At 70.4% G+C, this 19,061-nt stretch carries 18 protein-coding genes and 1 pseudogene; 13 read left to right on the forward strand and 6 right to left on the reverse strand.

What is annotated here, in order from left to right; genetic code table 11:
• Window positions 1–343: 343 nt before the first annotated feature.
• Window positions 344–787, forward strand: a complete 444-nt coding sequence (locus ACWGSK_RS25845) for a hypothetical protein (protein ID WP_358513277.1) — start codon at window positions 344–346, stop codon at window positions 785–787.
• 116 nt (window positions 788–903) lie between these two features.
• Window positions 904–1,800 (forward strand): serine/threonine kinase, encoded by an 897-nt coding sequence (locus tag ACWGSK_RS25850; protein ID WP_452457002.1) that lies wholly within the window; start codon window positions 904–906, stop codon window positions 1,798–1,800.
• 145 nt (window positions 1,801–1,945) lie between these two features.
• On the opposite strand, the gene ACWGSK_RS25855 is transcribed toward ACWGSK_RS25850, so the two are convergent.
• Window positions 1,946–2,908, reverse strand: coding sequence for a threonine ammonia-lyase (locus tag ACWGSK_RS25855; RefSeq protein ID WP_358513212.1), 963 nt, complete (start codon window positions 2,906–2,908; stop codon window positions 1,946–1,948).
• 50 nt (window positions 2,909–2,958) lie between these two features.
• Between ACWGSK_RS25855 and ACWGSK_RS25860 the strand changes: the two genes are divergently transcribed.
• Window positions 2,959–3,552, forward strand: coding sequence for a flavin reductase family protein (locus tag ACWGSK_RS25860; protein ID WP_452457003.1), 594 nt, complete (start codon window positions 2,959–2,961; stop codon window positions 3,550–3,552).
• 114 nt (window positions 3,553–3,666) lie between these two features.
• Here ACWGSK_RS25860 and ACWGSK_RS25865 read toward each other — a convergent pair whose 3' ends face one another.
• Complete coding sequence (locus tag ACWGSK_RS25865; RefSeq protein WP_452457004.1) at window positions 3,667–4,755, reverse strand: lytic polysaccharide monooxygenase; 1,089 nt, start codon at window positions 4,753–4,755, stop codon at window positions 3,667–3,669.
• A gap of 543 nt (window positions 4,756–5,298) precedes the next feature.
• Complete coding sequence (locus ACWGSK_RS25870; protein ID WP_358513218.1) at window positions 5,299–5,982, reverse strand: maleylpyruvate isomerase family mycothiol-dependent enzyme; 684 nt, start codon at window positions 5,980–5,982, stop codon at window positions 5,299–5,301.
• Window positions 5,983–6,173: 191 nt separating this feature from the next.
• Between ACWGSK_RS25870 and ACWGSK_RS25875 the strand changes: the two genes are divergently transcribed.
• The 4 genes from ACWGSK_RS25875 to ACWGSK_RS25890 all read left to right on the forward strand — a co-directional run bounded on the left by ACWGSK_RS25875 (window position 6,174) and on the right by ACWGSK_RS25890 (window position 8,952).
• A complete protein-coding gene (locus ACWGSK_RS25875; RefSeq protein WP_358513220.1) occupies window positions 6,174–6,803 on the forward strand; it encodes a hypothetical protein in 630 nt (209 codons plus the stop codon).
• A gap of 1 nt (window position 6,804) precedes the next feature.
• The gene (locus ACWGSK_RS25880; RefSeq protein WP_358513222.1) at window positions 6,805–7,245 is read left to right on the forward strand and encodes a phage holin family protein; all 441 of its coding nucleotides are present in this window, start codon (window positions 6,805–6,807) and stop codon (window positions 7,243–7,245) included.
• On the forward strand, window positions 7,221–7,808 hold the full coding sequence (locus ACWGSK_RS25885) for a DUF3618 domain-containing protein (protein ID WP_358513224.1): 588 nt from the start codon (window positions 7,221–7,223) through the stop codon (window positions 7,806–7,808). The genes ACWGSK_RS25880 and ACWGSK_RS25885 overlap by 25 nt, the downstream gene beginning before the upstream one ends.
• A gap of 145 nt (window positions 7,809–7,953) precedes the next feature.
• The gene (locus ACWGSK_RS25890; RefSeq protein ID WP_358513226.1) at window positions 7,954–8,952 is read left to right on the forward strand and encodes a YihY/virulence factor BrkB family protein; all 999 of its coding nucleotides are present in this window, start codon (window positions 7,954–7,956) and stop codon (window positions 8,950–8,952) included.
• Between the two features lie 70 nt (window positions 8,953–9,022).
• Here the strand turns inward: ACWGSK_RS25890 and ACWGSK_RS25895 are convergent, their stop codons facing one another.
• On the reverse strand, window positions 9,023–9,640 hold the full coding sequence (locus ACWGSK_RS25895) for an FMN reductase (RefSeq protein ID WP_358513228.1): 618 nt from the start codon (window positions 9,638–9,640) through the stop codon (window positions 9,023–9,025).
• Window positions 9,637–10,740 carry an LLM class flavin-dependent oxidoreductase gene (locus ACWGSK_RS25900; protein WP_358513229.1) on the reverse strand — a complete coding sequence of 368 codons (1,104 nt, stop codon included), beginning with the start codon at window positions 10,738–10,740 and terminating at the stop codon, window positions 9,637–9,639. Before ACWGSK_RS25900 ends, ACWGSK_RS25895 begins: the two co-directional genes overlap by 4 nt.
• A gap of 327 nt (window positions 10,741–11,067) precedes the next feature.
• On the opposite strand from ACWGSK_RS25900, the gene ACWGSK_RS25905 reads away from it, so the two are divergent.
• On the forward strand, window positions 11,068–11,205 hold the full coding sequence (locus ACWGSK_RS25905; RefSeq protein ID WP_452457022.1) for a hypothetical protein: 138 nt from the start codon (window positions 11,068–11,070) through the stop codon (window positions 11,203–11,205).
• A 170-nt stretch (window positions 11,206–11,375) separates the two neighbouring features.
• Here ACWGSK_RS25905 and ACWGSK_RS25910 read toward each other — a convergent pair.
• A pseudogene (locus tag ACWGSK_RS25910) lies at window positions 11,376–11,654 on the reverse strand (ADP-ribosylation/crystallin J1); the annotation flags it as partial.
• Window positions 11,655–12,461: 807 nt separating this feature from the next.
• Between ACWGSK_RS25910 and ACWGSK_RS25915 the strand changes: the two are divergent.
• From ACWGSK_RS25915 to ACWGSK_RS25935, 5 genes are all read left to right on the forward strand, one after another.
• Entirely contained in the window at window positions 12,462–13,445 is a 984-nt protein-coding gene (locus ACWGSK_RS25915) for a LacI family DNA-binding transcriptional regulator (RefSeq protein ID WP_358513279.1), read from the forward strand.
• Window positions 13,446–13,658: 213 nt separating this feature from the next.
• Window positions 13,659–14,846, forward strand: coding sequence for an MFS transporter (locus tag ACWGSK_RS25920; protein WP_358513233.1), 1,188 nt, complete (start codon window positions 13,659–13,661; stop codon window positions 14,844–14,846).
• Window positions 14,847–15,101: 255 nt separating this feature from the next.
• Window positions 15,102–16,772, forward strand: a complete 1,671-nt coding sequence (gene araB / locus ACWGSK_RS25925; protein WP_452457019.1) for a ribulokinase — start codon at window positions 15,102–15,104, stop codon at window positions 16,770–16,772.
• Window positions 16,769–17,464: an L-ribulose-5-phosphate 4-epimerase gene (locus ACWGSK_RS25930; RefSeq protein ID WP_452457005.1), complete on the forward strand. Its 696-nt coding sequence runs from the start codon at window positions 16,769–16,771 to the stop codon at window positions 17,462–17,464. The genes araB and ACWGSK_RS25930 overlap by 4 nt, the downstream gene beginning before the upstream one ends.
• Window positions 17,465–17,473: 9 nt before the next feature.
• Window positions 17,474–18,910: an L-fucose/L-arabinose isomerase family protein gene (locus ACWGSK_RS25935; RefSeq protein WP_452457006.1), complete on the forward strand. Its 1,437-nt coding sequence runs from the start codon at window positions 17,474–17,476 to the stop codon at window positions 18,908–18,910.
• The last annotated feature ends 151 nt before the right edge of the window (window positions 18,911–19,061 follow it).

Below are 19,061 nucleotides of genomic sequence, written 5' to 3' on the forward strand. Positions count from 1 at the left end.
GGGGTGTTTTTTTTTTTTCTCCCCCCCGCTTGTGGCCCCCCCGGGGGGCGCCCCCCCCCCCCCGTGGGGGGGGGGGGGGGGGTGGGGGGGGGGGGGGGGGGGGGGGGGGCCCCCCCCCCCGCGGCCCCGGTCACCGACACTTGCCGGAGCCGCTCCCCGTCCTCTGCTTCCGGAGGCAGAGCCTCGACATCGGACCCCCTGTTCGACTGAGTGACGGGGGTGAGCGGAGGACGAACCGGTCGGGGAGGTCGACACGAGGAAGGAGAGAACGATGAGCGGACGAACGAATCCAGTGGGACGTCGACCCTGGATGAAGGGGGCGCTCAGAGGCGTCGTCGGCGCGATGGCCATGAGCGGAATGCGACAGGCCGCGGTGGGTCTGGGAATGATCGAACGCACCCCTCCCGAGGCCATGCTGCGCGAGGGGGTGCCGACGTTGCTGCGCCAGGTGCCCGAACATCGGCGCACCGCGGCCATCGAACTGACGCACTGGAGCTACGGCGCGGCCGCGGGCGCGGCGTTCGGCCTCGTGCCTGGGCGACTGCGAGGCCACAGGCTGACCGGCCCGCTCTACGGGGTCCTCTCCTGGGGCCTGTTCGAGCTGGTCTTGGCACCGACGCTCGGCCTGGCCCACGCACGAAGGGATCGGCCACAGGAGCGGCTGGCCCTGCTGGTGGATCACGTGGCCTTCGGTCTCATCGTCGGGGGGCCGCCCGAAGCCGAGATCACCGGCCCCGACGCGAAGGACCCCGAGCAGGAGACGGACCGAGACCGGCGACGAATATGACGATTCCGCCCGTCTCATGACGTTTGTTTCGCTAATGTCGGGCCACCACCACGCCTTCGTGGCGCGGTGATCGGCGCTCGCTCCGCCGTCCCCCTCACCTTTGAGACGGAGCCGACATGTCCGCGCCCCCATCCCTGCCCCCGCCATCCCCTGGTTCCAAGAAACCGCACCCGTTGGCCACGATCGGTCTGGGCTGCGCCGGTTGCTCGGGCCTGGGCGCCCTCGGGTTGATCGGCCTGGTCGTGCTCGGCTCACTGCCGCCCCCACAGGAGGACCCCGCCACCGTGGAGGTGGCCGAGTCGCCCTCACCCCAGGAGACCGAGCCCGAGCTGGTGGGGTTGTACCTGCCGGAGGCGGAGGAACTGCTCGACGGGTCCGAACTGGAACTCGGCGAACTGCTGCTCGCCGCGAGCGGTGACGACGCGGAGTGGACCCGTTCGGCGCTGGTCGTGTGCGGGCAGGACGTGGTCGAGGAGACCGCCGACCTGACGCTGGCCCCCGAGGGCGTGGACTGCGGTGATGACGAATCCACCGAGGACTGGCCCGAACTGCCGGACTTCGCCGGGGACGACGCCGATGAGTCCCGCTCCTGGGTGGAGGACACGGGCCTGACAGTGGTGGCGCGGAGCGCGTTCGGCGATGTCGACGATCCCGAGGGCACCACCGACCACGAGGTGTGCGGACAACGGCCCGAACAGGCGAGGGCCCCGTTCGACGACGATCTCCGGGTGGAGTTGTTCGTGGTCTCCAACGGCCAGGACTGTCCTGAGCGGATCGGTGATCCCCGCCCGGCGCCCGAGCCGGCCCCCGAGCCCACGCCACAGCCGGAACCCGAGCCGGAGCCGGAACCCGAGCCCGAACCCGAGCCGCAGCCGGAACCCGCCCCGGTACCGGGCGTGCACCCCGGGGCGTTCTGTTCGCAGCACTGGCAGTTCGGCCACACGAACAAGGGGACGCTGATGCAGTGCACGACCACCGCCGAGGACGAACGTTTCCGCTGGCGCGCGGCCTGACCTGAAGGGGCCGGGGGTTCGCGGGCGCGCTCCGGTCATCGAGGATCCCGCTCAGGGTCCGGCGCTCCCATCCCGCTCATGGCGGGGTGGGAGCGCTCGTGGTACCAGACCGACCCCATCGCCTGTTGGAAGGCCCGGGCGGGACTCAGCCGGTGCCGACCAGGCGGGTGAACAGGGCCGGGTCGACGTTGCCACCGGAGACCACCGCCACCGTCGCCTCCGGCCGCCCCGGGACGGTGTCGATCCTGCCCGACAGCAGCGCCGCCGCGGCCAGCGCTCCGCTGGGTTCGGCCACCAGTCGGGAACCGTGCGCCAGCGCGCCCACCGCGTGGGCGATCTCGTCCTCGCCGACGGTGACGATCTCGTCCAGGAGCGACGACAGGTGCGCGAAGGTCAACTCCGACAGGCACACGCGTACCCCGTCGGCCATGGTGCGGCCGGTGCGTTCGGGTTCCCAGGTGACCATGCGGCCCTCGCGCAGGCTCTGGGCCGCGTCGGCCGCCAGTTCGGGTTCCACACCCACCACCCGCGTCCGGCGCGGGCTCACGGCCCGGGCCACGGTGGCCACCCCCGACGCCAGCCCTCCCCCGCCCACCGGCACGACCACGGTGGTGACCTCCGGGGAGTCCTCCAGGATCTCCAGGCCGACGGTGCCCTGACCGGCGATCACACGCGCGTCGTCGAAGGGCGGCACGAACGCCAGACGTTCGCGTTCGACCAGGTCCTCGGCGGTGGAGAGGCGTTCGGCCGGGGACACGGGCACCACGCGCGCGCCCATCGCCCGGATGCGCTCCACCTTGATCCGCGGGGCGCCCTCGGGCACCACCACGGTGCAGGTCACCCCCTGCCGGGCGGCGGCGTGGGCCAGGGCCATACCGTGGTTGCCGGAGGAGTGGGTGATGACCCCGCGTTCGCGCTGGGTGTCGTCGAGTCGTGCCACGGCGTTGGTGGCCCCGCGTAGCTTGAACGCGCCGGTGGGCTGCAGACTCTCGGGTTTGAGCAGAAAGGGCCGTTCGGTGCTCGGCCCCACGGTGAGGGGTGTGCGCACCACGTGTCCGTGGATTCTGGTGGCCGCGGCACGGACGTCCTCGACGGAGACCAATCGCATGCGGCGAGTATGCCCCCGTCCGGTCGCCGCACACGGAATACTCGGATGTGATGCGTACCGAATGGACCCCTGACGACCTTCCCGGCCGGGACTTCTACAAAATGCTCACGTCGGTGGTGGTCCCCCGCCCGATCGCGTGGGTCTCCACCACGTCCCCGGACGGCGTGGACAACCTGGCCCCGCACTCCTTCTTCACCCTCTCCTGTGTGGAGCCGCCGATCGTGCAGTTCACCTCGGTGGGTCGCAAGGACTCGCTGCGCAACGTGGAGCACACCCGCGAGTTCGTGATCAACCTGGCGGCGGAACCACTACAGGACCAGGTGAACGCGAGTGGGACCCCCTACCCGGCGAACACCAGCGAGTTCGACGCGCTGGGGATCGAGCGGGAGGCGAGCGCGCAGGTGCGCCCGCCCCGGGTGGCCGCCTCACCCGTGGCCCTGGAGTGCGGGCTGCACTCCACCGTGGGGTTGGGCGACTCCACCGTGGTGTTCGGCCGGGTGCTGCGCATCGCCGTGGCGCCGGAAGCCCTGGTGGACGGACACCCGGAGATCACCCTGCTGCGACCCCTGGCCCGGCTCGGACGCAACGAGTGGTCCACGTTGGGCGAGGTGCGGGCACTCGACCGCTTGCCCTACCACCCTTGAGGTCCTCGGCCTCGAAAACCGTGCCCTGTGGTGGGCGTCCGACCCGTGGAGGAGTGGGTGGGCCGGACGCCCGAAGGGGCCGGGGGCGCACCCCGTGCGCGCGCCCCCGGGGCTTTAGTGGTCGTGCTCGTGGTCGACGGGTTCCTGACAGGCCACCCTGGGTTCGATGTTGACGCCCTGGTGGGCCCCGGTGAACTCGAAGACGGTGCTCTCCCCCGGTTCCAGGGCGCTGTGCTCCTCGGTCCCGGTCGCCTCGAAGTGGGCGCCGTGGTTCACCCAGGTGGCGCCGGTCATGTCCAGGATCTCCTGGCGGTTGGCGAACACCCAGTCGACCATCCAGCCGTCCACGCCCTCGGCTCCGGCGGTGACCTCGACCTCCACCTCGAACCGGTCGTCGGTCTGGTCGACGACCGTGTACTCGGCGGTGCAGTACTCCTCGGCCGGCGCCTCCGTGGGTTCGGGTTCGGGTTCGGTGGTGGGTCCGTCCGAGGGTTCGGTGGTGGGTCCGTCGGTGGGTGCCGGTTCCTCGTCGCCGAAGACCACGTCGGAGCAGTTGTAGAAGGCCTCCGGGCTGTCGGAGCGTTCCCACACCACGTAGACGATGTGGCGCCCCTCCTTGTCGGGCAGGTCGACGTCCCAGTGGTACTCGGCTCCGGCGTCGCCGCCGCTGCGCAGCGGCGGGTCGACCACCTCGTCGATGAGCTCCAGGTCGTCCCAGGTGAGCGGGGCCTCGGGGTCGAATCCGTCCTCGGTCACGTAGGTGAAGAAGGTGCCCGGGTGCGGGGCCCAGGCGTTGTGCCGGAACTCGACCGTCTCGTCCGCCGGCAGGTGTGTGGTGGGCCAGTCGGTGCGGGGCGTGTTGAACGCGGCGAAGTCCTCGCCGGGACCGCACAGTTCCCCATCGGCCACGTACTCGCGGTGTCGTCCGTCGGAGTCGGGGACGAGGTTGCCGTACCAGTTCCAGAACGCGTAGTCCCCGCCCTCGGCCAGGGCGTCGGCGCAGGCCTCGTTGGTGGGGTCCAGCGCGCCTCCGCCGGTGCCGCCGGTGGCGTCGTCGAAACAGGCGTAGGTGCGACTGGCCGGGTAGGTGAACGCGCCGTGAGCCTCGGCGGTGTCGGGCAGGGCGACGAGCACCCCGGCGACGGCGATGCCTCCGACTGCCGCGGCGGTCGCGATCGTCCCGACGATGGTGGGTGTGCGCATGGTGTGTCCCTTCGGGGCGGGACCCGACCGCGTGCGGGGGGTGTTCACGCGGCCGGGCGTGGGGGATGGAAAGGGTCTCGGGGCCGGTGGGACGTCAGTCCTCGGCGCCCTCCTCTTCCGTGTCGGCGCCCTGCTTTCTGATTGATCACATCATTCTCCTCGGGGATGACCCTTCGATGCCCTTGGTGGTTACCGCGGGTGGGCTTCTACCTCCGAACCGTGCGAAAGGTCCGGGGGCGGGGGGCCGAAAGGTGTGCGGGTCTGAGGATGCGTGGTGGATCCGGATGCGGCAGCGGCGGGGCCTGGCGCGACCGTTCGGGCACGTGGAACGTGGTGTGGGCGTCGATGTGGTCCGCCGCTCATGGGAGGGCTCCCCCCGTTCGGGAGCGCTCCCATAAGCGGTGCCGAAAAGTTAACACCATTGATGTGGCCCGGCAATGGGTGTGACCGGAGAAAAATCGGAACGCTCCCATAACCGGAACCTGGAAGTGACGTGGCGGATCCGTGGCACCGCCCGGCTCCACGGATCCGCCACGACCGTCCTCAGACCCTCAGGTCACCCTCCGGGGCGGGCAGGGTCGGCAGCAGGTGCGCCACCCCGGCGGGGTCGCCGTCCCAGTCCAGGGCGCGGATCTGGGCGAGGCTGCGCCGCCCGGTGATCGCCCTGGCCAGCTCGAAGGCGCTCGCGCTCAGGCCGAGGTCGGCCCCCTTCTCGGCGTCGCCCTCCCCCAGCCGCCACTCCTGGCCGGTGTCGGCGGCCTTCACGTGTACCGAGGGGCGGTCGGCGGGCCAGCCTCGGGCCAGGCCACCCAGTACGAAGGCGGCGAGCTGGTCGGCGCCCTCGGTCTGGGGTTCCATCCCCAGCGCGCCACGGATGTCGTTCTCGTGGTGCCAGGTGTCCAGCGCCGGCAGGGAGTAACGCAGCCGGGTCCGGGTGCGCATGAGTTCGAGCAGGGCGGGCGCGCCCTCGACCCATTCCGCGGTGAGTTCGTCGATGCGTTCGTCGGCACGGTCGGCGACCTGACGGGCGGTGACCTCGTCACTGGCCGGGGGCGTCACCAGGCCCTGCACGACCTCGACGCAGAGGCCGGCCATGTGGGCGTAGGTCTGGCGAACGTCCCAGGCGGGGCAGGCCGGGACGACGGTGGCGAGAGAGGCCTCGTCAAGGCCCGCGGCCAAGGCGACGAGACGGTCTTGGGCCTGCTGGTAGATGAGCGCGGAGTCCATCGTCCAACCCTACCTAACACTGTTAGGGGCAGGTCCGGTCCACCGTCTCCGGTAGGGCTTCCTCCGGGGAAAGGAAATGACAAAAGCAGCCCAGGAATGCACATCCGCGGTCTTCTCATGCGTATCGGTGCGAGCGCGAGGGTAGGCGCGCTCCCAACCGCATGACCAGCCGATCCGAGGAGGTTGTGGTGATGCACTCGCAGGATGGGTCCGGTGGACCCGACAGCGGCGGCGGTCAGAAGACCGAAGCGGCTCGCGCGGCCGCGGGCGAGGTCGCGTCCACCGCGAAGGAGCAGGCACGGTCCTTCGCCGGTGAGGCCCGCTCGGAGACAGGGCACGTCATGAACGACGTCCAGGGGCGCCTCCGGGAAGAGGCCGAGGATCAGACCAGGAAAGCTTCGGGAAACCTGCGCCAGTGGTCACAGGAACTGGAGTCCATGGCCGAACACGCGGACACGGACTCGCCCGTGGGCGACGTGGTGCGCCAGGTCGCGGAAGGCGGCCGCGGGACCGCGGACTTCCTGGATGAGCGGGGCGTGAACGGTCTGCTGGACGAGGCCCGCGACTTCGCCAGACGCAAGCCGATGGCCTTCCTCGTGGGAGCCGCGGTGGCCGGGTTCGCACTCGGACGCATCCTCAAGGTGTCCCCCGAGGGCTCCGAACAGGGAGGTTCCGAGGGATCGGGGCGGGGCTCCTCCTCGGTCCAAAGCCGGGAGCCCGCTTCGCTGCCCAGGCAGGGCAGCCCGTCCGCGGGCGAGACGATCCCTCCCGGCGTGGCCTCCGAGAGGCTGGGGCGGAATCCGGAAGGAGGGGGGATCTGACATGGCGACGGTTCCCAGGCCCACACCGGGCACACAGGACCGGATCCGGCGCGAGTGGGACCAGGACGACCGGTCCCTGTCCGAACTCGTCGGGGTGGTGACGACCGACCTCCAGACGCTGTTCCGCCAGGAGATCGCCTTGGCCAAGGCCGAGCTCCGTGAGGAGGGCGCCAAGGCGGGCAAGGCCGCGGGGCTGCTCGGTGGAGCCGGGTTCGCGGGCTACATGACGGTGATCCTGCTCAGCTTCGCCGCGGTGTTCGGCCTCGCCGAACTCATCGGGCTGGGCTGGTCCGCCCTGGTGGTGGCGGTGCTGTGGGCGATCGCGGGTGCGGTCATGTTCGTCATCGGACGTAAGCGGATGCGCGAGGTCTCACCCACACCCGAGCGCACCATCGAGACTCTGAAGGAGGACGCCCAATGGGTGAAACATCCGACCGGATAAGGCAGGACATCGAGCGCACGCGCGCGGAGCTGACCCAGGACACCGACCGGCTGGTGGACCGCGCCAACCCGCGTAAGGCGATCGACCGTCGCACCCACCGGATGCGCCGCAAGGCCGGGGAAGTGAAGGATCGCGTCATGGGATCGATTCCGTCTCAGGGGTCGGGTGGGAGCTCCACCGGGAGCTCGATCCGACAGAACGCCGAGCAGATGACCGACGCGGTCAGGTCGGCTCCCCAGCAGGCCGTCCGGCAGACCCGGGGCAACCCGCTCGCCGCAGGACTGATCGCCTTCGGCGCCGGTCTGCTGGCCGCCTCGCTCATCTCCGAGAGCAGGGCGGAGCGGCAGGCCGCCCGCCAGATCCAGGACCGTGCGGGCTCGATGATCGAGCCGGTCGAACAGGCGGTCTCCCAGTCCGTGAACCGGGTGAAGGAACAGGCCACCGATTCGGCCCGCGACGCCGGAGAGCACCTGAAGGAGAGCGCCTCGGAGAGGGCGCGCTCCACCGGTGAGCAGGCCCAACACCAGGCGAAGGGCGCGTCGGAGGAAATGCGCGGTTCCTGATCCGCGCGGAAGGCTCCGACCGCCGGTCGTGCCCGCGTCGTCTCCCCGCCCGGTTCGGCCGCGGTGGGCGAGGCGGCGGAGCGCGACCACGCCCTTCGTCGACGGCACCGGCGAGATGGCGAGGAGCGGAGAAGGGAAGTGACCGATGGTCCGGCAGAGCGATCAGACACGGGGCGGCGAGCGCGCTCCGAGGGGAGAGGCCACGGCTCCGACCCGCATGGCGAAGTCCTCGTGGTGGGGCGCCCTGCGTAGGACGTTCCGGGAATTCAGCGCGGACAACGTGAGCGACCTGGCCGCCGCGCTGACCTACTACGCGATCCTCTCGCTCTTTCCGGCACTGTTGGTACTGGTGTCACTGCTCGGTCTGGCCGGGCCGGACGCCACCCGGACACTGACCGAGAACGCCTCCGCGCTCCTGCCCCCGGATGTGGCCGGGCTGGTGAACACCGCCATCGAGAACCTCCAGGGCAGTCAGGGCGTCGCCGGCCTCGTCGGTATCGTCAGCCTGGCCGTGGCCCTGTGGTCGGCCTCGGGGTACATCGCCGCCTTCATGCGGGCGTCCAACGTCGTCTACGACGTACCGGAGGGGCGTCCCATATGGAAGACGCTGCCCATCCGCGTCGGCGTCACCCTGATGCTGGTCGTCCTGATCACCGTCACCGTGCTCGCTGTCGCGGTCTCGGGCGGGGTCGCCGAGCGCGTCGGACAGTTGGTCGGTCTGGGGCCCACCGCGGTGACGGTGTGGAACATCGCGAAGTGGCCGGTGCTGCTGCTCCTCATGGCCTTCATGATCGCTCTCCTGTACTGGGCCTCGCCCAACGCCAAGCGCGGCTTTCGCTGGGTCAGCCCGGGCAGTCTGCTCGCGGTGCTGATCTGGCTGGTCGCCTCGCTGGCGTTCGCCTTCTACGTCGCCAACTTCGCCTCCTACAGCAAGACCTACGGGAGCATGGCGACCGTGGTGATCTTCCTCGTGTGGCTCTGGATCAGCAACATCGCGATCCTGCTCGGTGAGGAGTTCAACGCCGAGATCGAGCGCGGGCGCGCGGAGGAGGCGGGGCAGCCCCCCGAGGAGGAGCCCTACGTGGAGATGCGCGACCGCCCGAAGGGGAAGAAGGGCGGGAAGCCTCGGCGAGAACACGGCTGAGGCGGACGGAGGGCACGTGTGGGCTCCTTGAGGAGCCCACACGTGTCGTGTTCTCGGGGACCGGCCCCGCTCAGGCGCCCAGACCGGACATCAGGTCCGCGAACGACGTGGGCTCCTCGTAGGGATCGGCCTTGTCCGAGGTGTGCTCGGTGGCCAGGATCGCCAGCTGTCGGGCGGCCCGCTCGACGCGCTCGGACAGCTCGCGTCCACCGCTGTCCCCCGCTCCCCAGTCCTCGGAGGCGGCGTAGACGCCCGTGGGCACCACCACCGAGCGGGTGTAGGAGAACATCGGCCGCAGCGCGTGCTCCAGCACCAGCGAGTGACGCGGGCTGCCGCCGGTGGCGGCGACCAACACCGGGGTGCCGTCCAGCGTGCCGGGTTCGATCACGTCGAAGAACGACTTGAACAGGCCGCTGTAGGAAGCGTTGAAGACCGGGGTCACCGCGATGATCCCGTCCGCGTCGGCGATGTCGGCCAGGACCCCGGGCAGCTCGCCGGTGGGCACACGGGTGGTCATGGCGTTCATGATGTCGTGGGCCACCTCGCGCAGCTCCACGACGCGCACCTCGACCTTCTCGCCACGTTCGACCAGGGCCTCCTCGGCCGCGGCGGTCAGACGATCGGCCAGCAGACGGGTCGAGGAGGGGTTGCTCATCCCCGCCGTGACGGTCACCAGCTTCCGGGTCATCGGGTCTCCTCCGTCTTCGTGGCGGTCTGCTCCTTGGCGGCCAGGAGCGAGGCGTGGTCGGGCGCGTCGGGCACGTGGGCGGGCTTCATCGCGGCGAACTCCTTGCGCAGCACCGGGACGACCTCCTCGCCCAGGAGGTCCAGCTGCTCCAGGACCGTCTTGAGCGGCAGTCCGGCGTGGTCCATCAGGAAGAGCTGGCGCTGGTAGTCGCCGAACATCTCCCGGAAGCCCAGAGTACGGTCGATGACCTCCTGCGGGCTGCCCACGGTCAGCGGGGTCTCACGGGTGAAGTCCTCCAGGGAGGGGCCACCGCCGTAGACCGGCGCGTTGTCGAAGTAGGGACGGAACTCCTTGACCGCGTCCTGGGAGTTCTTGCGCATGAACACCTGACCGCCGAGTCCGACGATCGCCTGGTCCGCGCTCCCGTGGCCGTAGTGCTCGAAGCGGCGCCGGTAGAGCGAGATGAGCTTACGGGTGTGGGTGGCGGGCCAGAAGATGTTGTTGTGGAAGAAGCCGTCACCGTAGTAGGCGGCCTGCTCCGCGATCTCCGGGCTGCGGATGGAGCCGTGCCACACGAACGGCGGCACGTCGTCCAGCGGTCGCGGCGTGGAGGTGAAGCCCTGCAGCGGGGTGCGGAACTTGCCCTCCCAGTCGACGACGTCCTCGCGCCACAGGCGGTGCAGGAGGTTGTAGTTCTCCAGCGCCAGCGGGATGCCCTGTCTGATGTCCTTGCCGAACCAGGGGTAGACCGGGCCGGTGTTACCGCGACCCATCATCACGTCCACCCGACCGTCGGCCAGGTGCTGGAGCATGGAGAAGTCCTCGGCGATCTTCACCGGGTCGTTGGTGGTGATCAGCGTGGTGGAGGTGGACAGGATGAGCTTCTCGGTCCGCGCCGCCACGTAGCCGAGCATGGTCGTGGGCGAGGAGGCCACGAAGGGGCGATTGTGGTGCTCGCCGCTGGCGAAGACGTCCAAGCCCACCTCCTCGGCCTTGAGCGCGATGGCCACCATCGCCTTGATCCGCTCGTGCTCGGTCGGAGTGCGTCCCGTGGTGGGGTCGGTGGTGACGTCACTGACCGAGAAGATTCCGAACTGCATGGCGTTCCCCGATCCATCTAGCTTCCAAGGAAATTACTTACTATGAAACTATCATGTCGAACCAGCTCGTGGGGCCGGGTATTCCATCGATCTTCGAGGGCCCGCGTTCATCCACAGGCACGCTCCGTATCCACCAAATGTCACTATCGCGTGATACCCCTGGTGAGACAGGTGAAGACACCGTCACAGCGGGCCACAGACCGGCCCGACGAGTGCGGGAAAGGAGAAGGGCGCCTCCCCGAAGCGCCCGACACCCCCATGGCCACCACCCTCGACCCCCGACGGAAGCCCCATCACCCCACCACCTCACCGACCCCACACCGTGCCGTGCCCCGGCAGCGTCGCCCACTCCACCCCGGCGAGGAGACGACCGAGCGCACTCGCGAGCCGGTGGTGCTCGCCGACGCCCTGGGCGAGGTCCTGATCACCCTCAAGGAACGCGAGTCGACCGCCGAGCCACGCTGAGTTCCGCGCACACGAAGGGCCCGGCATCCGAGCCGGGCCCAGTGTTCGTACCTGACAATCCTCCGAACGCGGGCCGCAAGGCCTCGGGCGGGAAGGATCACACCGGTTCGGTCGTTCCATGGATGTGCGCTTGAACCAGGCCGATTCCGCCGCCGACACCAACAACCCCGGGACCGTGCGTGCGCCCGCCGCACCGGGTGGCGGGACAGGAACGAGGGCTCCACACGAAATCGGGTGACGCGGCCCTCACCAGCGCGTGGCGGGTTCCACTCCCGGGCGATCCGAACGGCGTGGTCCTCGTTCAGGACGGGGTGGAAGATGGGCTGCCCGGGCAGCCTCGAGGCCCACTCGCGCCGACCGGGATCCCTGACCAGAGCGAGTTCCACGGGCCCGGTGGGGCGCCACGGGGTGGTCGGCCCAACAGGTGGGTCGAAGGTCGCCGCGACCATCGTCGACCATCGTCCCCCTCTTCCCCGACCGAAATCTCGAAGAGTATGGACAACCCGTGCCCCACAATGCACACGGTTTTTACCGACGACCCCGTAAATTCGTTCGTACAGGCGGGAACACTCCACCTGTACGAAGCGTTATCACAGGTGAAGCACCCCAGACCGAACCCCGACCCCGAAAATCCCACCAGCGTCTGTGAGAAGCTTCGACATCACCTTCAGACCATGCGCGGATGCACGCGCTCGTGTCGGCAATGGGGGTTTCCGACACGAAACCATCGCTGCATCCGCCTTCCCAGCGGCCAGACCGCACTCCGTGCGTAGGCCGCGCCGGTCGGGTCTCACGTTGGGGGACGTGGGACCCGGCCCAGACCAAGCGAATACGAGTGCTCGTGTCGTAAATGGGGGTTTCCGACACGAAACCATCACCGTATTCGCCTCCCAGCGGCCCCACCGTTCTCGGTGGCGGACCGCGAGGTCGGCCCCCACGTTGGGGGACGTGGGGCCGACCAGACCCGGTGGGGGCGCGCCGCACGGCGCGCCCCCGCTTTTTCGTGTCCGGCCGGGACGTCCCACTCCCGATCGGCCGTACTCACTCGCCCGCCCATCGGTGCGTGAACCGTGACCCGGCCCCTCTCGGAGAAGGCCTCGTAGACGACGCCCGTCCCGCGCCGATCCGCACCGACCCACACCCGGTTCAGGGCATCGGTTCGCCTTGTGCGGCGGGTGTTCGTGGACGGCGGTACGATGCGCCTGCACGGGAGGAGACCGAAGGTGACGGGGAACGATAGCGGCGGTCGGCCGACGATGGCCGACGTGGCCGCGCATCTGGGCGTTTCCCGGCAGCTGGTCTCCCTGGTGCTGGGCGATCGGCCCGGACCCAGCGCCCGGACCCGGGAGCGGGTACTGCGCGCGGCCGAGGAGTTGGGCTACCGCGTCGACACCGCCGCGCAGTTGCTACGCCGGGCCCGCAGCCGCCAACTGGGGGTGCTGTTCACGATGGCGCACCCGATGGAGACCGACCTGGTGGGCGCGCTGTACGCGGCGGCCGCCCTGCAGGAGTACAGCGTGGTGCTGAGCGCCCTGATGGCCACGCGCACCGAACGCCGGGCCATCGACGACCTCGTGGGGTTGCGCTGTGAGGCGCTGGTGCTGATCGGTCTGTCGGCCCAGGCCCCCGAGGATCTGGCTCGGGTGGCGTCCCGGGTACCGGTGGTGGAGATCGGGCAGCGCAGCGGAGCGGTCGACACCGACAGCATCCGAACCGACGACGCGGCCGGGACCCGGCTGGCCGTGGATCACCTGGTCTCGTTGGGACACCGGGACATCGTGCACGTGGACGGCGGCGAATCGCCCGGGGCGCCCGAGCGCCGTGACGGTTACCTGACGGCTATGCGCGACCACGGTCTGGGCGAGTGGGCCGAGGTACTGCCCGGTGTCTATGGTGAGGCCGCCGGGGCCCGGGCCGCGAACACCCTTTTGGCCCGAAACCGGTTGCCCACCGCCGTGGTCGCCTGCAACGACCAGTGCGCGCGCGGGTTGATGGCCACGCTGGTGCGAGCCGGACACTCCGTTCCCGGTGAGGTGTCGGTGGTGGGCTACGACGACAGTCGTGTCGCGGGGTTGCCGTTCCTGGGTCTGACCTCGGTCCGCCAGGACGTGGAACGGATGGCGGAACTGGCGGTGGACGCGGCGGTCGCGCGGTTGGACGAGGGGCGTACCGACAGCGCCCATGTGGTGTTGGCGCCCACGCTGACCATGCGGGAGAGCACCGCTCCCCCATGCCGTTGAGTCCACGCGGTCCCGGCGCGAGACAGATCACGTGCCGCACGGTTGATGTGGGCCCCTCAGACCTGACACCCTGGATTTAGCACGTGCCAAACCCGTGTCGCCCCGACCCTGGCGGCAGGCACGTTCTCTCGGCCGCCACAGGCCTTCGTGCCCCTCGGCGCGCACTCCACGACCCGTCGCTCGACCACCTCTGAGCAAGAGGGAGGCACTGTCATGCCTTTGGCCCTGCTCGCCCTGGCCCTCGGGGCCTTCGCCATCGGAACCACCGAGTTCGTCATCATGGGCCTGCTGCCCGAGGTCGCCGCCGACCTCGGTGTGCCCATCCCCACCGCGGGGCACCTCATCTCCGCCTACGCCTTGGGCGTGGTGGTGGGCGCGCCGCTGCTCACCGCGTTGAGCACGCGGCTGCCGCGCAAGACCGCGCTGCTGTTGTTCATGGGCGTGTTCCTGCTGGGCAACCTGCTCACCGTGTTCGCGCCCTCGCACGAGACCGTGTTGGTCTCCCGCTTCCTGGCCGGCGTTCCGCACGGTGCCTACCTGGGTGTGGCCGCGCTGGTGGCGGCTCACCTGGCCGGTCCCGGCCGGCAGGCCACCGCGGTCGCGCGAGTGATGCTCGGACTGACCATCGCCAACATCGTCGGGGTGCCCGCCGGCACCCTGCTGGGACAGCTCACCGGCTGGCGCACCGCCTTCCTCGTGGTGGCGGTCATCGCCGGCCTGACCGTTCTCGGTGTGGCCCGCTGGGTGCCGCACGTGCCGATCGGCCGCAGCGGTGGCCTGCGCGGGGAGTTCTCCGCCCTGGCCCGGCCACAGGTGGTCCTCGGCCTGCTCACCGCGGTGTTCGGGTTCGCCGGGGTCTTCGCGGTCTACAGCTACATCTCCCCGATGATGACCGAGTTGGCGGGCATGCCCACCTCCGGTGTGCCGATCGTGCTGGCCCTGTTCGGGGTGGGCATGACCTTGGGTTCGCTCCTGGTGGGCCCATTGGCCGACCGCTGGCTGCGCCCCACCATCTACGGTTCCCTCGCGAGCCTGGCGGCCGTGTTGGCGTTGTTCACCGTGGCCGTGCACAACCCCTGGACCGCCGCGATCGGCGTGGTCGTCCTGGGGGCCGTCGGCTTCGGGGTGACCGCCCCGTTGCAGGTTCTGGTGATGAGTCGGGCGGGCACCGCGCCCAGTCTGGCCTCGGCCTCCAACCACTCCGCGTTCAACCTGGCCAACGCCGGTGGCGCCTGGGTCGGGGGCGTGGGCATCGCGATGGGTCTGGGCTACGCCTCCCCCGCGGCGATCGGCGCGGTGCTGGCCGTGGCCGGCCTGGGCATCGCGGTGACGGCGGGGTTGTTGGACCGCTCCTCCGAGCCCGAGCAGGAGGCCGTCGGCGAACCCGCCCTCGGCCACTGACACCCCCGGCGCAAGCGCCCGTGTCCCGCTTCGGGGCGCGGGCGCTTCGCTGTCGGTAACCGGTTTCCCCGAGGGGTTGACTTCCTCCTTTGTTAACGCCAACAATGTTGGCCAGGTCACAGCAGCCCCCTCATGGCCTCGTCCCTCACGTGGCGTAAGGGGTTCATTCAGTGAGCGCAGCCGAGAAGGGACCTCTCCTTGGCCACGAATGTTAACGCCAACAATCCGGGTTCCGCCGAACCTCCCCCCGACCCCGTGGTGGTCGGTATCGACTTCGGGACCCTCTCCGGACGCGCAGTCGTGGTCCGGGTCCGCGACGGCGCGGAACTCGGCACCGCCGAACGCGCCTACCTCCACGGGGTCATCTCCGACCGGCTGCCCGGCCACGAGGAGCCCCTCGAACCGGAGACCGCCCTGCAACACCCCGAGGACTACCGAAGGGTCCTGAGCGAAGCCGTTCCCGCCGCTCTGCACGCGTCCGGGATCACCCCGGATCGGGTCATCGGTGTCGGTGTCGACTTCACCTCCTGCACGGTCCTGCCCACCACCGCCGACGGAACCCCCCTGTGCGAGGCCCCCGACCTCGCCGGGCGCCCCCACGCCTGGCCCAAGCTGTGGCGCCACCACTCGGCCCAACCCGAGGCCGACGAGATCAACGCCTTGGCCGCCGAACGCGGCGAACCCTGGCTGGGCCGCTACGGCGGGCGGATCTCCTCCGAATGGCAGTTCGCCAAGGCCCTTCAGGTACTGCGCGACGACCCCGAGGTCTACCGGCGCGCCGACCGCTGGATCGAGGCGACCGACTGGATCGTGTGGCGACTGTGCGGACACGAGACCCGCAACGTGGCCACAGCCGGGTACAAGGGGATCCACCAGGACGGCGCCTGGCCCACCAAGGACTTCCTGGCCGCGTTGGACCCCCGCTTCGCCGACTTCGCCGCCGAAAAGCTCGACCACCCGTTGTCCCAGCTGGGCGAACGGGCCGGTGGCCTCACCGCCGAGGCCGCCGCCTGGACCGGCCTGTTCGAGGGCACCCCCGTGGCCGTCGGCAACATCGACGCCCACGTCACCGCGGCCGCCGCGCAGACCACGGCGCCCGGTCGGATGCTCGCCATCATGGGTACCAGCACCTGCCACGTGATGAACTCCGAGGTCCTGGCCGAGGTGCCGGGGATGTGCGGCATGGCCCTGGGCGGCATCACCCCGGGCATGTGGGGCTACGAAGCCGGGCAGAGCGGCGTGGGCGACATCTTCGGTTGGTTCGTCGACACCCACGTGCCCCCGGCCTACCACCAGGAGGCCGCCGAACGCGGGGTGTCCGTCCACGACCTGTTGTCGGCCAAGGCGGCCGACGCCCCGGTGGGCGCGCACGGTCTGGTGGCCCTGGACTGGCACAGCGGCAACCGGTCGGTCCTGGTCGATCACTCCCTGACCGGCGTGCTGGTGGGCATGACACTGGCCACCCGCCCCGAGGAGGTGTACCGGGCCCTGGTGGAGGCCACCGCCTTCGGCACCCGCACCATCATCGAGGCCTTCACCACCGCGGGGGTGCCGGTCCACGACCTCACCATCGGCGGCGGCATGGTCCGCAACCCCTTCGTCCTTCAGGTCTACACCGACGTGCTGAACCGGCCTCTGCGGGTGGTGGACACCGAGCACAGCTGCGCCGTGGGATCGGCCATCCACGCCGCCGTCGCCGCCGGGGCCCACCCCGACGTCCACACCGCCTCCGCCGCCATGGGCCGGGTCCGCCCCGACACCGTCGACCCCGATCCGCGCCGGGCCGCGGCCTACGACGCCCTGTTCGAGGTCTACACCGAACTGCACGACCACTTCGGGCGCGGCGGCACCGACAGCCTGCACCGGTTGCGGGCCCTGCGACAGGACGCGCTCACCTCCGACGACGCCACCCAGGGAGTGCGATGACCTCCATCGACGACATCCAAGGCCTGCTGACGCGCCACCGCGCCGAGGTGGAACACGTGCGTGAACACGTGTGCGGGCTGCACGCCGAACTGACCCGGTGGGACCTGGTCACCTGGACCAGCGGCAACATCTCGGCCCGGGTGCCCCATACCGACCTGATGGTGATCAAACCCAGCGGGGTGTCCTACGACGACCTCACCCCCCAGGACATGGTCGTGTGCGACCTGCACGGCACCCTGGTCGAGGGCCGGCACAAACCCTCCAGCGACACCGACGCCCACGCCCACGTCTACCGGGCCCGCCCCGACGTCGGCGGGGTCGTGCACACCCACAGCCCCTACGCCACGGCCTGGGCCGCCCGCGGGGAGCCCGTGCCCTGCGCCATCACCGCGATGGCCGACGAGTTCGGCGGCGACATCCCGGTGGGCCCCTTCGCGCGCATCGGTGACGACTCCATCGGACGCGGCGTCGTCCGCACCCTGGAGGGTCACCGTTCCCCCGCCGTCCTCATGCGCGGCCACGGGGTCTTCACCATCGGCGCCACCGCCAACGCCGCCGTCAAGGCCGCGGTGATGTGCGAGGACGTGGCGCGCACCGTCCACCTCGCCCGCCAGGGCGGCCCCGTCGAACGCCTACCCCAAGAGGACGTCGACGCCCTCTACCACCGCTACCAGAACGCCTACGGACAGTGAGGAAGCGACGTGCCCCTACCCACACCCCCCGCGACCGACAACCCGGCGGTGCGCGCCCACCGGCCCCGTGTCGGGTTGCTCGGCATCATGCAGCCGCTCTACGACGACATGATCCCGGGGATCACCGAGCACCAGGCCGCCTACGCCGGCCGGGTCGCCGATCGCCTGTCCGACATCGCCGAGTGGACGGTCGCTCCACCCGTCCGTGGTCGTGAGGACGCCGAACGCGCCCTGCGTTCCTTCGAGGCCGAGGGGCTCGACGGCGTCCTGGTCGTCATGCTCACCTACGGCCCCTCGCTGCGCGTCACCCGGGCCCTGTCCGGGTTGCGACTGCCGGTCGCCCTGGCCAACATCCAGCCCGACCCCGCCGTCAGCGCCGCCTGGGACATGGACGACATGACCTACAACCAGGGCATCCACGGGGCACAGGACACCGCCAACGCGATGGTCCGGGCCGGGGTCGACTTCGAGGTCATCACCGGTGAGTGGCAGAGCCCGGACTTCGCGGAGCGGGTGGACCGCTGGGCTCGGGCGGCCCACACCGTCAGCGCGCTGCGCCGGTTGCGGGTGGGCGTGTTCGGCTACCCCATGAACGGCATGGGCGACGCCCGCGTGGACGAGTCCGCGCTGTTGCGCAAGCTCGGACCGGAGGTGCACGTGATCGCGCCCGGCGCCCTGCACCGCGCCATGGCCGACCTGCCCGAACAGGCGGTGCGCGACCTCATCTCCTGGGAGGACGGGGTGTTCGACGTGGACACCCGGTTGTCCAAGGAGGAACGCGAGGACCACGTCCGTATGCAGTTGGGCATCGAACGACTCCTGGAGGAGTCGGAGTGCGGCGCCTACTCCACCCACTTCGACGCCATCGGTGAGGACGGGCGTTTCGCCCGGCTGCCCATGGCCGCCGCCTCCACCCTGATGGCCCAGGGGTACGGCTTCGCCGGAGAGGGGGACGTCCTGGCGGCCTCGATCGTCTACGCCGGGCACCGGCTCGCCGGGGACGGTCACTTCACCGAGATGTACGCGATGGACTTTCCCAGCGACTCCATCCTGATGAGCCACATGGGCGAGGGCAACTGGCGGCTGGCCCGCGAGGACGAACCGGTACGGCTGATCAAACGCCCGCTGGGCATCGGAGGTCTGGACGACCCACCCACCCTGGTGTTCCGCTACCGCCCGGGGCCGGCGACACTGGCGTCCCTGGTCTCCCTGGGCGGGGAACGGTTCCGTCTGGTGGTGGCCGAGGGCGAGGTCCTGGACTCCCCCGAACTGCCCGCCCTGGAGATGCCCTACGGGCAGTTCCGTCCCGCCTCGGGCGTGCGGAGCTGCATGGACGCCTGGCTGCGCGCCGGTGGCACCCACCACATGGTCATGAACTCCGGTCACATCGCCCAGGACTGGCGTGTCCTGTGCGAGCTGGCCGGTATCGAGTACGTCCCGGTCTGAGCGGCCGGCCAGGCGCCCCCCGGCGCCCGCACCCCCTGGGGAGGGCTCCCACCGGGAGCCCTCCCACCCCCGGCGCGATCACCGACGCCAGAACCCTGGCCGACGAGGACCCCTACGCCGCCAACACCATGCACGCCCCCGACCGGGTCGT

The sequence above is a fragment of the Nocardiopsis sp. NPDC055551 genome (assembly GCF_053619415.1).